Consider the following 13,098-nt stretch of genomic DNA (forward strand, 5'->3'; position numbering starts at 1 on the left):
GGGAGGCGTCAGACCGCCTCCCTCGGCGCGCTACGCCCGTCGGACAGGATCCGGCGGGTGGGGCGACGCTGAAACGCCACCAGCGCATTGACGAGGATCAGTGCGATCCCCGACAGCTCGAGTATCCAGTTCACCTTGGCCCCCAGGATCGTGGATCCGATGAGCGCGTCGAAGTGGTGAAAGCTGAGCGACCGGATCACCACGAAGGTCAGCAGGAAGCCCAGGCCGACAAAGGCGACCCCGACCCGCGGCAGACTGCGGAACAGGTAGACGAAGCTGACGAACAGCATCAGCAGGCTGAGTGTCGCGATCCCGAGGATGAAGGCGGTCTGGACCGTGCGGCGGTCATCGTACCAGCCCTGCAGCCGCGCGGCGCAGCGCCCGGTGGCGGTCAGCGCCGTCTGCAGGTCCAGCTGTTTGTTCACGCACAGGAAGGCCGTGACGACGAACAGCAGCCCCCAGAAGATCTTGTCACGTTCGCGTGCCCGCATGGCGCGAAAACACGCGATGGCCGTCACGAAGTAGGCCGACACGGTCAGCCAACCCATGAACGTCGGGTCGCCGATGGCCGGAGACCAGCTTTTCGACGCACAATCAAGGATTTGAGAGATATCTACAGGGCGCATGGCGGCAAGCTAGCCGGCTGAGTCGGCGGCGCAATGGCAAAATGCCGTTCGCTTGGCGGTTGTGTCGATCCGGCGATTTCGCGCTGTCGACGGTTTCAGGGTGACGGCAAGTTTGCCTATGTGCCCTGTCGGGGTGGACCACAATATTTAGTAAAAGAGGGTCCTTTGGCCCCTTTTTCGTGCCCCTATTGATGCAAGAACGCACCAGTTGGGCCAAGGAATTGCCCGATTTTCAGCCTCTTATGGGAACACGTCTTGAGCACACGGCGCGAAGACGGCAAGATTAGGGCAATAATGAGGCACCGCACATGCGGCATCAAGTTGGGATACAGGAGCGGCAACGCATCGCTCCGGGCCAGTTTGAGGGGAAAGAGCAGTGATCGTCCGTATGACAGGTGCGTTCTTGCGCGCCCTTCTGATCGCATTGGCGATCGCCACACCATCGCTTCTGTTGCCGGATGTCGGCGCGGACACGGCGCAGGTCGTGGTTCTGGTCGCATTGGCCGCCGGCGCCTTCACCTTTGCCGAATACTATTCCCAGTTCCCGTCGATCCTGGAATTCCGGTTTGCCCCGCCGGTCAACCGACTGCGGTATTTCACCCTGTTCGCCATGGTCCTGATGCTGACGGTGCACTTTTCAGGCAATGCGCTTGAGACGCCGATCGCGGTCCTGCTGATGAAGCTGGCCAGCCTGATGGCCCATGCGATCGACTTCCCGTTCTCTCCGGTCCGGCTCGTGCTGCTGGCCCTGCCCGAAGGCACCACGGCGGAAACCGTGTCGATGGTGCGCGATGCCGCCGGGATCGCCTATGTGCTGGCGCTGGTGGGGCTCGTGTCCTTCGGCGTGCTCGTGCGGATCTACGGCTGGCCCGTACGCTACGGCGCGTTCAACGTCTGGATCAACCTGCCGCTGTTCGACCCCACGGGCGGTGGCGACGTCCTGACCCGCCTCAAGCGCGATGCGGTGATTAACGTCGTCTTAGGGTTTCTTCTGCCATTCCTGTTGCCAGCTTTCGTGAAACTGGCGGGGTCGCTGCTGGACATGTCGGTGATCGGCAATCCGCACACCCTGATCTGGGTGATGACGCTATGGGCCTTTGTCCCGGCCAACCTGATCATCCGTGGCGTGGCCCTGTCCCGCGTGGCGGACATCATCGAGGAAAAGCGCCGCCGCACCTACGCGGAGGCGAGCGACGACGGTCTGCAGGCCGTCTGACCCTTCTATTTTTGCTGTGTCTCTGGTCGGCGCCCCTGGCGGCCGATCCGTTGCGTCTGGCCTTTTGGCACACCGACCTGTCGCGCAAGGGGCCGGGGCTTTTGCTGCGCGACGTCCTGAGAGGCGACCCGCAGGTCAGCGCCGTGGCCGCAGGGCTGGTGCAGGCGGGGGCCGATGTCGTCGTGCTGGCAGATGTCGACTATGATCACGGGCTGGTCACGCTTGGCGCGCTGCGCGATCTGCTGGTGCAGGACGGCGTGACCTATCCGCACATGATCGCGATACGCCCCAACAAGGGGATCGACACTGGGGTGGACCTGGATGGCGACGGGCGGCTGGGCATGGCCGATGACGCGCAGGGGTATGGGCGGTTTGGCGGGCAGGGCGGTCTGGCCGTGCTGTCGCGCCACCCGATCGCGCTGACACGCGATCATTCGACGGTCCTGTGGCGTGACCTGCCGGGCAGCCTGATCATCGATTACACCGGACACACAGGCTCAGCGGCCAAGGGGGCGGCGGTTCAGCGGCTGGCAACGGTCGCTCATGTCGAAGTTGTGGTGACCCCCGCCCGCGCACCCCCCGTGACCCTGATGATCTTCCACGCCGGTCCCCCGGTCTTTGACGGCCCCGAGGATCGCAACGGGCGCCGCAACCATGACGAGGTCATCTTCTGGCGCCACCGGTTGGACGGGGCCTTTGGAGCGCCGCCCGACCGGCCGGTCCTGATCGGCGCCGCGAACCTCGCGCCCGAGGGCGGGGACGGGCGCAACCTGGCCATCCGCACCCTGTTGGCTGACCCGCGCCTGACCGATCCGCCGGGTCTGCGCGATCAGCCAACCGTCGACTGGCCCGCGCCGGGGCCGGGGCAGCTTCGGGTCGATTACATCCTGCCCGCGGTCGATCTTCCGGTGGTCGCCTCGGGCGTGATGGCGGCCGACCCGCAGGCCAGCCGCCACCGGTTGATCTGGGTCGATCTGGATCAGGCGGCCAGCCGATCAGCCGCGGCCTCAGGCAACTGATGCGCCAGCGCGGCGCGCAGGGCCACGGGCAGGGGGGTCGGCACGAACCCGGGACATAGCCGCGCCAGTTTCGTCCCGTCGATCCGGTGCGGGATGTCCCACAGGTACCGCATTTCGAACACGCCCTTCAGCACGGGCATGACCGGGCGCAGAAGGCGCAACTGCCACCATCCGAACCGGGTCAGCCGCACGTCGCGGTGCAGGGCTTTCCCGATGGCGCGGGCAAGTTGCTGCCCGGTCAGGGTATAGCCCTCGAAGGGCACGTCTTCGTAGGCCTCCAGGCTATCGCGCCGGTCGGCCAGCATCACCGCCGCGCGGGCCATGTCGGGCAGGAAGGCCCAGGCGTGCGGCACGTCGGCGGGCCCCGTATAGGCGATCGACCCACGCGCGGCGGATTTGGCGATGAACCTGTCGAACCAGTTGCCGCTGGCGCGGGTGTCCAGGAAATCGCCGGCGCGCAGCAGGATCGTGCGGACGCCCGCGGCGCGGTACATCTCTTCCATCTCGATGCGCAGGCGGCCCAGCCGGTTGGTCGCAAGCTTCGGGGTCGTCTCGCTCCAGACCTCCGGCGCGTCGGGGCCGAAGACATAGACGTTGCCCGGGACGATCACCGTGGCGCCGGTGCGCTTGGCGACCTCGATCACCGCCGAATGCATCGGCAACAGCTCGGCCTCCCAGGTTTCATAGCTGGGCGGGTGCCAGCCCATCACGATGACGTCGGCACCAGAGGCCGCCGGTGTCAGATTGTCGGTCTTGCGGTCGAAGCGCCGGACGGACCAGCCGGCGGTCTCGAAGGCCTGCGCGGCATGGTGCCCGAACTTGCCGGTGGCACCGAGGATAAGGACGGTAGAAGGATGGGTCATGGGAAATCTCCTTGTCTCTGACCCTGAGTATTTGGTATTCACGCAGGTATTGAAATTCACCAAAATAGAAGCCTGGACATTCATATCTGAATGGATACGCGGAACCTCCCCCTTGACTGGTCGCTTTGGCAGGTCTTCGTCGCGGTGGCCGAAACCGGATCGCTGTCCGCGGCCGCCCGGCAGCTTGGCCAGTCGCAGCCGACCCTCGGCCGCCAGGTCCGGAGGCTTGAGGATGAGACCGGCCTGACGCTTTTTGCCCGGCAGCCCCGCGGGCTGGACCTGACCGAACACGGTCGCGCGCTCCTGCCAGCCGCGCGCCGCATGGCCGATGCCTCGGGCGAGATCCGGCTGGCCATGGCAGGCGAAAGCCGTGACCTGGCGGGCACGCTGCGCATCACCGCGTCGGAAATCGTGGCCTTCCACCACCTGCCGCCCATCCTGGCCCGCCTGCGGGCCGCCGCGCCCGAGATGAACATCGTCCTGCTGCCCACGGACACGACCGAAAACCTGCTGTTTCGCGAAGCCGACATCGCGATCCGGATGTACCGGTCCGACCAGCTTGATATCGTGACGCGGCAGATCGGTGTGCTGCCGATCGGCACCTATGCCGCGACCAGCTATCTGGACAGGCGCGGCCGCCCCAAGGGCCCCGAGGCGCTGTTGGAGCATGACCTGATCGGGTTCGAACGCTCTGACCTGATCCTGCGCAGCATGCGCGACATGGGGCTGCCCGTGACCCGTGACGATTTCGCCCTGCGCTGCGACGACCAGCTGACCTATTGGGAACTGGTCCGCGCCGGCAACGGCATCGGCTTTGCCCAGAAGGCCGTCGCCCGCCGCACGCCCGAGGTCGAAGAGCTGTTTCCCGACCTGCCCATCCCGCCCCTTCCGGTCTGGCTGGCGGCCCATGAAACCCTGCGTCGCACCCCCCGCGTGGCCCTCGCCTGGCGCATCCTGCAAGAGGGGCTGGCGCCGATCCTTGATCCGCAAGGCTGACCCTGCGTCCGGCGTTCCTTGACCCTGCCGCGCGGTCGGTTTACGCCCCTTTTGACGGGCTTTTGGCCCCCGCGCACGGAAAAGGACGCCGATCATGACCAACTCGCTTCTCATTCTCCCCGGTGACGGGATCGGCCCCGAGGTGATGGCCGAAGTCACCCGCATCATCGACTGGTTCGGCGACAAGCGCGGCATCAAGTTCGACGTCACCGAAGACCTCGTCGGCGGCTGCGCCTACGACAAGCACGGCACGCCGCTGCACGACGACACCATGGCGAAAGCCCAGGAGGTCGACGCGGTGCTTCTGGGTGCCGTAGGCGGCCCCAAGTACGACAAACTCGACTTCTCGGTGAAGCCCGAGCGTGGACTGCTGCGTCTGCGCAAGGAGATGGACCTGTTCTCGAACCTGCGTCCGGCCCAGTGCTTTGACGCGCTGGCCGATTTCTCGTCGCTGAAAAAGGACGTGGTCGCAGGCCTCGACATCATGATCATCCGCGAACTGACCTCCGGCGTCTATTTCGGCGAACCGCGCGGCATCTTCGAGGAAGGCAACGAACGCGTCGGCATCAACACGCAGCGCTACACCGAGTCCGAGATCGACCGCGTGGCGCGCTCGGCCTTCGATCTGGCCATGAAGCGCGGCAAGAAGCTGTGTTCGATGGAAAAGGCCAACGTGATGGAGTCGGGCATCCTCTGGCGCGAAGTCGTCACCGAGGTCGGCAAGGACTACCCCGAGGTCGAACTGACCCACATGTACGCCGACGCCGGTGCCATGCAGCTGACCCGCTGGCCCAAGCAGTTCGACGTCATCGTCACCGACAACCTGTTCGGCGACCTGCTGTCCGACCTCGCCGCGATGCTCACCGGCTCGCTCGGGATGCTGCCCTCGGCCTCGCTCGGTGCGCCGATGGAGAACGGCCGCCCCAAGGCCCTGTATGAGCCCGTCCACGGCTCCGCCCCCGACATCGCCGGTCAGGGCAAGGCCAACCCCTGCGCCTGCATCCTGTCCTTCGCCATGGCCCTGCGCTATTCCTTCGACCTTGGCGACGAAGCGACCCGCCTGGAGCAGGCCGTGAATTCGGTTCTGGCCGAGGGCATCCGCACGGCGGACCTGCTGAACGAAGAGGGCGTGACGCCCGCGACGACGGTGGAAATGGGCGACGCGGTGCTGAAGGCGCTCGACGCGTCGCTCTGAGGCGATATGGCGGTGTCTGGCCACGGCCGACACCGGGAACACCAATCAAGCGCCCTCGCAGACCTCTGCGGGGGCGTTTTTGGTTTGAATGTCGGGAACGCGGACGCAGCGGACATAGCGCGTGCGACGGCCAAGCTCAGCTTTTGGTTTGCACCGACCAGTTGAGGGCCTTGACCTCTAACGCTTCGTCTCTGAAGTAGAAATGGAAGTGCCTAGCGCCCAGGCCATTCATTGCGATCCAAGGGGTTGCGTCTAGATCATCACGAGTATCGCCTGATATTTCGTAGAACTCGCCCCAGGCCGGTGCGAGACCGCTAAAACGGCACTGACTAAGATACCAGCCGTGATCGTTAATGTTAGTGATGCGATATTTTTCGCAGTTCACAAACCTTACTAAGATGTACGAGACCCCCTCGTAATCAGGGTAAAGGAATGGGTTGGGTCGAAAGTAAGCGACGAGCGAAGTGTCGTCCTGTTCGACCCGGAGATCAGGCGCATTTGGTTCCGCATTCCAGTCAGTGTTTAGATGGATGAACTTCAGCATAGTTATTTGGTTTCACGGATGTGCTGGGAAGCTGGATAGCAGACTTTTGGGCAACACGCAGCATTCGTCACTCTGGGCTCGAAACGGCCATTGACGAAGCGCGGAGGGTCCGATCCGTACCCCAATCAACGCACCTGTGACAGCAGGCGGGACGCCCTCCGCCCGCAATCAACGCCCCCCTTGCCCCTCACCCCCAACCCCCTAAACTACCCCCATGGGAGTACAGACCACGGAGGTCGCCATGCGCGCACCGCTCCCCGGTATCCTGTTCGCCCTTCTGGGGTTCGCCCTTTTCTCCACCCATGACGTGGCGGTGAAATCCCTGGGCGGGGTCTATGCGCCCTTCCAGATCATCTTCTTCTCGGTCCTCTTCAGCTTTCCGATCGGCACGATGATGCTGATGCAGGACGCCACACCGGGCACCCTGCGCCCCGTGCATCCCGGATGGGTCATCGCGCGCACCATTGCCGCTGTCGTGGCCACGATGACGGCCTTCTATGCTTTCTCCACCCTGCCGCTGGCCGAGGTCTACGCGATCCTCTTCGCCTCTCCGCTGCTGATCACGGTGCTGGCCATCCCGATCCTGGGTGAAAAGGTCCGCCTGAAGCGGGGCTTCGCGGTTCTGTTCGGGCTGGCGGGGATCCTCGTCGTGCTGCAACCTGGCCAGACCCTGCCGACGCTTGGACATCTGGCGGCGCTGGCGGCGGCCGTCTGCGGCGCCTTCGCCTCGGTCGTGGTGCGCCGCATCGGGGCGCGGGAACGGTCGGTCGTGCTGCTGCTCTATCCGCTGGTGGCGAACTTCGTGGTCATGGGCGCGGCGATCCCGTTCGTGTATGACCCGATGCCCCTGGTCGACCTGGGGAAGATGGCGCTGACGGCGCTTCTGGCCTTCGTGGCGATGAACTGCATGATCTATGCCTATCGCCACGCCGAAGCCGCGCTGGTGGCCCCGATGCAATATTCCCAGATCCTCTGGGCGCTGTTGTTTGGCGCGCTGCTGTTCGACGAGACGCCGTCGTCACGCACGCTGGCCGGGGCGGCCATGGTCATCGCCAGCGGTCTCTACATTGTCTTCCGCGAAAGCCGCGCGGGCGTGTCGGGCACGACCCCGGTGCTGCGGTCCCGGTCCCGCGTCGGGACACCGGCGGCCCTGCGGATCGGCCCGATCCTGAGAAGGCGCGGTTGGACCCGGTAGGCTGGCGCGCAAAAAGCGTGGCCCGGCGCGACTTCCCCCTTGTCAACCGCCGCCAAAGCCGGTACGTCGCGGCCTCACGGTCGGAGTGTAGCTCAGCCTGGTAGAGCACTGTCTTCGGGAGGCAGGGGCCGGAGGTTCGAATCCTCTCACTCCGACCAATATCACCCCAAATCTCGCGATATTCTGGGGCCTTGCCCGAAAGGGCCGGGTCTGCAGCAATTTGTTAAGCCCTCTGTGGCTAACTCGCCCCTGAACATGAAGGGGCTGACATGTCGCGACTCGGATCGTTGTCACTTTCCAAGACCATCCTGCTGGCCGTGGCCCTGCCCACGGCGCTGGCGATCCTGTTGGGCGGGATGATGATCACCCAAAGCTGGCAGGCCATGCGGGACGCCACGCAGATCCAACGCCAGATGCAGCTGTCCGTGGCCCTTGGCGGGCTGATCCACGAGCAGCAGAAGGAACGCGGTGCAACCAGCATCTTCCTGAATTCGAAGGGCAAAACCTTTAAGGAGGAGCTGGCGAACCAACGCCGCGCGACAGAGGCAGCCCTGACCCGGCTGAAAGGCGTTGTTGCCCAGTCGCGCAGCCGATTGCCGGACGCCACCGTGGCGCAGGTCGACGGGCTTCTGTCCGAAATCTCTCGCATGCCGAACATCCGCACCCGCGTGGATGATCTTGCGATGCCGACAGGAGAGGCCCTGGGCTACTACACCGGCCTCAACACGCGCGCGATCAACATGATCGGGCAGATCGGCGCCGCTACTCAGAATTCACAGCTGAGCGCGGAGCTGTCCGGCTTCACGGCGTTTCTGGTGGCAAAGGAACGCGCCGGCATCGAAAGGGCGATTGGATCGGGCATGTTTGCCTCCGGCGACTTTTCCACCCCGCGACTGATGCGCTTGCAACGCCTTGTGGCGCAACAGGACCTCGCCCTGACGATGTTCCGCCAATACGCGACCGCCGAGGCTCTGGCGATGGTCGAGGCAATCGAAAACAGCAAGGCCGGGTCCGACCTGGCCGCGATTCGCGATGTCGCCTTCGCCATGCCGCGCGGCGGCACGCAGGGCATCACCGCCGAGGTCTATTTCCAGACCGCAACGGACCGGATCGGTGCGATGAAGGCCACCGAAGACGCTATGGCGGACACCATTGTAGCTGATGCTGCCGCACTCGCGCGCCTGAAGATGACAAAGGTCATCGGCTTCGGCGCAATCCTTCTGTTTGGCGTCGGTGGTGCGATCCTTCTGTCGCTGATGGCACGACGGGCCGTCGTCCGGTCCGTGATGCAGGTGGTCGACGCGGCGGACACCATGGCCGGCGGCACCCTGAGCACCGATGTGCCCGACGTTGCCACGCCCGAAATTCGCCGCGTCGGCCGCGCACTGATCCATCTGCGTGACAATATCCTGGACGCGCGCGCCAAGGCCGAAGCGGAAAACGCCGCCACCATGGCCGCGCGTGATCAGGCGGCCCGTGAACGCGAAGATCGGCACCGCGCGGAACAAGCCCGGCTGGAAGCCGAAACGCGCCGGGCCGAGGAAACGCGCCGCGCCGAAATGGCCATCGCGGAACAGATCTCTCGGGTCGTGGCGGCCTGCGCCTCGGGCGACTTTTCGCAGCGGCTCGACATCGGCGCGGGGGCTGGTCTGCTGGACGAGATCTGCGAAGGTCTGAACCGCATCGGCGCCATCACCAACGAAGGGTTGGGCGCCGTGCGGGTCGCGCTGGATCACCTTGCGCAAGGCGATCTGACCTTCCGCATGACCGGCGACTATTCCGGCGTCTTTTCGGATATCGCCAAGCGGGTGAACGCGACCTCCGACAGCGTCGGCACCTCGATCGGCACGATCCTGACGGCGGCCGCGGAAATCGAGGCCTCTGCCGGCGAAGTCACGGATGCGGCACATGATCTCTCGGCCAGGTCGGAGCGCAATGCGTCCCAGCTCGAAGAAAGCGCGGCGGCCCTGCATGAGATGTCGGTCGCGGTGTCCAACTCGACCGAGGCCTCGAACCAGGTCCGCCGGGATGTCCTGGCGATCGCCGAACGGGCAAAGTCGGGTAATCTGGTGGTGCAGGAAACCGTGCAGGCTATGCAACAGATCCACGCCTCGTCCACGCAGATCGAGAGCACCCTGAAAGTCATCGAAGACATTGCGCATCAGACCAACCTGTTGGCTTTGAACGCCGGGGTCGAGGCCGCCCGTGCGGGCGAGGCCGGCCGGGGGTTCGCCGTGGTGGCGACCGAAGTGCGCGGCCTGGCGCGCCGGTCCGCCGAAGCCGCCGCCGAAATTTCCGAGATCGTCGCCGCCGCGACGTCCAACGTGCGGCAGGGCGTGGAAAAGGCGCAGCAGTCCGGAGCCGAGCTTGAGCAAATCGTCGAAGGAATTGGCGGTGTCGTCACCCGGATCGAAGAGGTCACGACCGCGGCCGACGAAACCGACCGCGGCATTCGGGAAGTCAGCCGCGCCACGGAAGAGCTTGAAAGCAATACCCAGAAGAACGTCGCGATGTTCGAAGAAACCACGGCGGCCATCAGCGTGCTGCGCAACGAACTGGCCAGCCTCGTCGCCGCTGGATCGACCTTCCGCGTGCCGGGCGGGATCTCGGCGAAAGGTAAAGTGGGCGAGGGGGAACAGGTGCGCAAGGTGGGATGACGCGTCACTTCGGCTGGGCTTGGAGGGCGCCGTGTCATTTATTCAGGTGGTAAGGGCTAGCGGGTGGACTCAACGCTGTTTGGGGCGATCATGCAAGGTCGACGGTCGGCAATTCCGAAGGAAACCGCGAGGAGGCAAACACCCTAGCAAAGTGCCTAGGCGTTTGTCCGCAGGAGCTTAAACTGAATGGTCCGAGCAACATTCGTCCTGCGGGCTGAAGCCAGCAGCGGTGTCAGTCTCAGAAGTGTCTGAAGGAGTAACTCTCAGCCAGCAGGGGGGCGGTCGCTCCGCGCGCTCGCAAGAGGTGGCTGCAACCAGTCGTCGCAAAACGAGCACCGGATCGAAAGGCCCCGTTATGGCCAGTCACGGACAACAGCGAGAGGCCTCACACCGCAGCGAAAATCCCCACCACGCATGACACGAACCGCAGCCAAACCCCCGCGCCGCACAAGCGCAGCGCGGGGACGTGATCATTGCTCCGGCACGATCAGGTCAGCGACCGATCCATCGACCGTCAGCTCGCCGCCGGTCACGGATTGGAGGTCGTCGAATGAGATCGCGGGCAGCTTTTCACGCAGGATGAAGTGACCGTCCGCGATGTCCACCACGGCGAGCGAAGAATAGACCCGCGTCACGCAGCCCACACCGGTCAGCGGCATGGTGCAGCGGTCCACCAGCTTCGGTTCGCCCTTCTTGGTGACGTGGTCGGTCACCACCGCCACCCGTTTGGCGCTTTGGACAAGATCCATCGCGCCGCCGACGGCCGGAATGGAATTGGCGCCGCCGGTGCTCCAGTTCGCAAGGTCACCGTTCTGCGCGATCTGGAAGGCGCCCAGGATCGCCACGTCCAGATGCCCGCCCCGCACCATGGCGAAACTGTCGGCATGGTGGAAGAACGACGCGCCGGGGTTCAACGTGATCGCCTTCTTGCCGGCATTGATGAGGTCCCAGTCCTCGTCGCCCTCGGCCGGGGCCTTGCCGAAGCCCAACACGCCGTTTTCGGTGTGGAAAATCGCCTCGCGCCCCGCGGGCTGATACTTGGCGACCATTTCGGGAAACCCGATGCCAAGGTTCACATAGGCGCCGTCCTCGATATCCTGCGCGGCGCGCCAGGCGATCTGGGCATTGGTCAGCTTGATGCTGTCGAGTGAAAGGGTCATGGGTAGCTTGCTCCTTCCCGGATCAGCACTTCTTCCTGTTTCGGCTCTGCGACTTCGACCACGTGGTCGACGAAGATGCCGGGGGTGATGACGTTCTCGGGTTCGATATCACCGGGCTGCACGATGCGGCTGACCTGGGCGATGGTCACATCGGCCGCCATCGCCATGATCGGATTGAAGTTTCGCGCGGCCATCCGGTAGGTCAGGTTGCCATAGGTGTCGCCCAACTCGCCCTTCACCAGCGCAAAATCGGCCTTCAGCCAGCGTTCCTGCACATAGGACTTGCCGTCGAATTCCGCGACCGGTTTGCCCTTCGCGAGGTCGGTGCCATAGCTGGTCGCGGTGTAGAAGGCCGGGATGCCCGCGCCTGCGGCGCGGATGCGTTCGGCCAGGGTGCCCTGCGGCACGACCTCAAGCTGCAGTTTTCCGGCCAGGTAGGCCTCGTTGAAGGCGACGGGGTCGGACGAGCGCGGGAACGAACAGATGATCTTGTCGACCATACCGTGTTCGATCAGCGACGCGATCCCGACATGGCCGTTGCCGGCGTTGTTGTTGATGATCGTCAGACCTTTGGGGCCCTTGTCGATCAGGGCGTGGATCAGTTCGATCGGCGCGCCGGACCCGCCGAACCCGGCGATCATGACGGTCGCGCCGTCCCCGATCCCCGATACGGCCTCGGCCAGCGAAGCGGTTGTCTTGTCCATCGATGTCTCCTCTCGGACGCGCAACGGCCGGATCGGGTCCGCGGCGCGTGTCTTACGGGTGCAGATGGCAAAAGAAAGGTGACAGTGTCAACTTTCCCGGCCCCTGCGGTGTCAGTCGATCAGCGCCACGGGGCGGCACCAGCCGGCGCTGGCGGCCTTGATCTTCACCGGGAAGCACTGCACCTGGAACCCCGTCGCCGGCAGCTGGTCGAGGTTGGCAAGCTTTTCCATGTGACAATAGCCGCGCACTATCCCGGCACGATGGCCTTCCCAGATCAACCCCGCATCCCCGGTCTCGGCCACGCGTTTCGCGGTGTGAACAAAGGGGGCGTCCCAGCTCCAGGCGTCGGTGCCGCAAACCCGCATGCCACGTTCGGTCATCCAGCACGTCGCCGCGTGCCCGATGCCGCAGCCGGTGGCGACGTAGCCGGGCGTGCCATAGGCGGCCCCGGCGGCGGTGTTCACCAGGACGATATCTCCGGGTGCCAGAACGTGGCCGATGCGGTCCAGCTCGGCCTCGATCTCCTCGGGCGTCACCACGTGGCCGTCCGCGAGATGCTGGAAATCAAGCTTCACCCCCGGGCCGACGCACCATTCAAGCGGGACCTCGTCGATGGTGATCGCGCGCTGTCCGCCGTCCATGGTCGAATGGTAGTGATAGGGCGCGTCCAGATGCGTGCCGTTGTGGGTCGAGATCGTGACCCGCTCCACCGCCCAGCCTTCGCCGCCGGGCAGGTCGTCGCGGCTCACCCCGGGAAAGAACCCGAGGATCTGGTCGGCGGTCACATCATGGCCCAGGTAGGTGATCTCGGGCGCGAGTCCCGGCGGATCGGCGTAGGTCGTATTCTCCAGCGGCCGCGCCAGGTCGATGATCTTCATGCTGTCCTCCCCGTTTGTCGCCACCCTAGACGCATCGGCGCCCT

12 protein-coding genes and 1 tRNA gene are annotated in these 13,098 nt (G+C 64.9%); 7 read left to right on the forward strand and 6 right to left on the reverse strand.

Annotation, left to right across the window (positions count from 1 at the left end):
* Nucleotides 1-8 precede the first annotated feature (8 nt).
* Entirely contained in the window at nt 9-548 is a 540-nt protein-coding gene (locus tag E4S58_RS00530; RefSeq protein WP_205965335.1) for an isopropylmalate isomerase, read from the reverse strand.
* Between the two features lie 481 nt (nt 549-1,029).
* Here E4S58_RS00530 and E4S58_RS00535 point away from each other — a divergent pair, with 481 nt between their 5' ends.
* A complete protein-coding gene (locus tag E4S58_RS00535; RefSeq protein WP_338101485.1) occupies nt 1,030-1,842 on the forward strand; it encodes a hypothetical protein in 813 nt (270 codons plus the stop codon).
* A 50-nt stretch (nt 1,843-1,892) separates the two neighbouring features.
* Nucleotides 1,893-2,861: an endonuclease/exonuclease/phosphatase family protein gene (locus tag E4S58_RS00540; RefSeq protein WP_240789419.1), complete on the forward strand. Its 969-nt coding sequence runs from the start codon at nt 1,893-1,895 to the stop codon at nt 2,859-2,861.
* Here E4S58_RS00540 and E4S58_RS00545 read toward each other — a convergent pair.
* Nucleotides 2,822-3,724, reverse strand: coding sequence for a Rossmann-fold NAD(P)-binding domain-containing protein (locus E4S58_RS00545; RefSeq protein ID WP_136634378.1), 903 nt, complete (start codon nt 3,722-3,724; stop codon nt 2,822-2,824). The two genes, E4S58_RS00540 and E4S58_RS00545, sit on opposite strands and share 40 nt — an antisense overlap.
* Before the next feature lie 90 nt (nt 3,725-3,814).
* Between E4S58_RS00545 and E4S58_RS00550 the strand changes: the two genes are divergently transcribed.
* Both E4S58_RS00550 and leuB read left to right on the forward strand, forming a co-directional pair.
* Entirely contained in the window at nt 3,815-4,720 is a 906-nt protein-coding gene (locus E4S58_RS00550) for a LysR family transcriptional regulator (protein ID WP_136634379.1), read from the forward strand.
* Nucleotides 4,721-4,814: 94 nt separating this feature from the next.
* Nucleotides 4,815-5,915, forward strand: coding sequence for a 3-isopropylmalate dehydrogenase (leuB, locus tag E4S58_RS00555; RefSeq protein ID WP_136634380.1), 1,101 nt, complete (start codon nt 4,815-4,817; stop codon nt 5,913-5,915).
* Nucleotides 5,916-6,051: 136 nt separating this feature from the next.
* Here the strand turns inward: leuB and E4S58_RS00560 are convergent, their stop codons facing one another.
* Nucleotides 6,052-6,459, reverse strand: a complete 408-nt coding sequence (locus tag E4S58_RS00560) for a hypothetical protein (protein ID WP_136634381.1) — start codon at nt 6,457-6,459, stop codon at nt 6,052-6,054.
* Nucleotides 6,460-6,700: 241 nt separating this feature from the next.
* Here E4S58_RS00560 and E4S58_RS00565 point away from each other — a divergent pair, with 241 nt between their 5' ends.
* The 3 genes from E4S58_RS00565 to E4S58_RS00575 all read left to right on the forward strand — a co-directional run bounded on the left by E4S58_RS00565 (nt 6,701) and on the right by E4S58_RS00575 (nt 10,311).
* Nucleotides 6,701-7,654: a DMT family transporter gene (locus E4S58_RS00565; protein WP_136634382.1), complete on the forward strand. Its 954-nt coding sequence runs from the start codon at nt 6,701-6,703 to the stop codon at nt 7,652-7,654.
* A gap of 81 nt (nt 7,655-7,735) precedes the next feature.
* Nucleotides 7,736-7,812, forward strand: a tRNA-Pro gene (locus E4S58_RS00570).
* A gap of 111 nt (nt 7,813-7,923) precedes the next feature.
* On the forward strand, nt 7,924-10,311 hold the full coding sequence (locus E4S58_RS00575) for a methyl-accepting chemotaxis protein (RefSeq protein WP_136634383.1): 2,388 nt from the start codon (nt 7,924-7,926) through the stop codon (nt 10,309-10,311).
* Between the two features lie 470 nt (nt 10,312-10,781).
* Here the strand turns inward: E4S58_RS00575 and E4S58_RS00580 are convergent, their stop codons facing one another.
* The 3 genes from E4S58_RS00580 to E4S58_RS00590 all read right to left on the reverse strand — a co-directional run bounded on the left by E4S58_RS00580 (nt 10,782) and on the right by E4S58_RS00590 (nt 13,054).
* Complete coding sequence (locus E4S58_RS00580) at nt 10,782-11,471, reverse strand: 3-oxoacid CoA-transferase subunit B (protein WP_136634384.1); 690 nt, start codon at nt 11,469-11,471, stop codon at nt 10,782-10,784.
* The gene (locus E4S58_RS00585; protein ID WP_136634385.1) at nt 11,468-12,175 is read right to left on the reverse strand and encodes a 3-oxoacid CoA-transferase subunit A; all 708 of its coding nucleotides are present in this window, start codon (nt 12,173-12,175) and stop codon (nt 11,468-11,470) included. The genes E4S58_RS00580 and E4S58_RS00585 overlap by 4 nt, the downstream gene beginning before the upstream one ends.
* A gap of 111 nt (nt 12,176-12,286) precedes the next feature.
* Nucleotides 12,287-13,054: a cyclase family protein gene (locus tag E4S58_RS00590; protein ID WP_136634386.1), complete on the reverse strand. Its 768-nt coding sequence runs from the start codon at nt 13,052-13,054 to the stop codon at nt 12,287-12,289.
* Nucleotides 13,055-13,098 lie beyond the last annotated feature (44 nt).

It is taken from the genome of Pseudooceanicola onchidii (genome assembly GCF_004959925.1).
Taxonomy (GTDB): Bacteria; Pseudomonadota; Alphaproteobacteria; order Rhodobacterales; family Rhodobacteraceae; genus Pseudooceanicola; species Pseudooceanicola onchidii.